A 1148-nucleotide genomic window follows, 5' to 3' on the forward strand; every position below is an offset into this window, starting at 1 on the left:
GGGGCCCGTTGCGCAATATTGCGGGAGGCTTGTTGTGAGGATTGAGGGCGGCCATTTTCGTTGCTTTGGAGGCTTTTCGGGGTTTGGGAGCCGCGCTTTTGCGGCGTTTTGCGGATTTCGGGCGCAGCTATGGCGTGATCGCCGCCCATCGTCTCATGTTGAAGGCGATGGCGGCGAGCATGATCTGGGCCGTTGCCTTGACCAGGCCGACATAGCGGATGCGGGTGAGCCGCATGCGGTTCTTGAGCGTGGCGAAGGTGGTTTCCACCGCCGCCCTGCGCCGCGCGATCAAGCGGTTGTAGAGCTTGAGGCGGGGCGGCAGTTCGGGATGGTGCTTGTTCGGCCGGCGGGCGAGCCGGGCCTTGACGCCGTGCGCCTTGAGCCGCGCCTGGCGGGCGTGGGTGTGGTAGGCTGCATCCGCCCATACCGCCTTCTCGTCGCCGACGATCAGGCCGTCGGCCGGCTCGGTGTCGTTGACGTTGGCCGGCGTCGTGATCACAGTCCTGATCAGGCCGGAACCCTCGTCCACGCCGACATGGGCCTTGTAGCCGAAGGTGAAGCCGCCTTTCTTCCTGGCCCCGCCAAAGGCAGCGTCCGGATCGAGCGAGGCCCGCTCGCCGGTGCCCGGCGCCGAGGCCGCCTCGATCAGGGTCGCGTCCAGCATCGCGCCGCGCTTCAGCATCACGCCCGCTTTCTCCAGCTGCCGGTCGAGCTCGCCAAACAGCCTGTCCAGAAGTCCCTTCTCGATCAAAAGATTGCGGAAGCGGTTGAGCACCGTGTGGTCGGGCACCGTCTCGTCGAGTGCGAGCCCTACGAAGCGGCGGAACGACAGCCGGTCGGCGAGCGCTTCCTCCAGCTCGCGGTCCGACAGCCCGTAAAGCGACTGCAAGAGCAGGGCTTTGTAGAGAACCAGCGCCGGCCAGCCGGGATGGCCCGGACCACCATGATTGAGTCCGCCAAGCAGCTTCTCGAAACGGTACCACTTCACCAGCGACCCGATCCGATCCAGTATCCCCGACGAGCCAACCGCCTTGTTCCCAAGGAACGCCTCGACAAAGCTCATCTGTCCCGTCCGCTTCACCGCCATCGCAAATCCCTCCGAGCAATAATCGAAGTGAATCACAATGCCAGAATTGCGCAACAGGCCC

Annotated in this window: 1 protein-coding gene; it reads right to left on the reverse strand. The window is 64.8% G+C overall.

Annotated elements, in window-relative coordinates; all coding sequences use genetic code 11:
• Positions 1-127: 127 nt before the first annotated feature.
• A complete protein-coding gene (locus tag FJ492_RS28625) occupies positions 128-1087 on the reverse strand; it encodes an IS5 family transposase (RefSeq protein ID WP_140718570.1) in 960 nt (319 codons plus the stop codon).
• Positions 1088-1148 lie beyond the last annotated feature (61 nt).

Source organism: Mesorhizobium sp. B2-5-4 (assembly GCF_006441095.1).
Taxonomy (GTDB): Bacteria; Pseudomonadota; Alphaproteobacteria; order Rhizobiales; family Rhizobiaceae; genus Mesorhizobium; species Mesorhizobium salmacidum.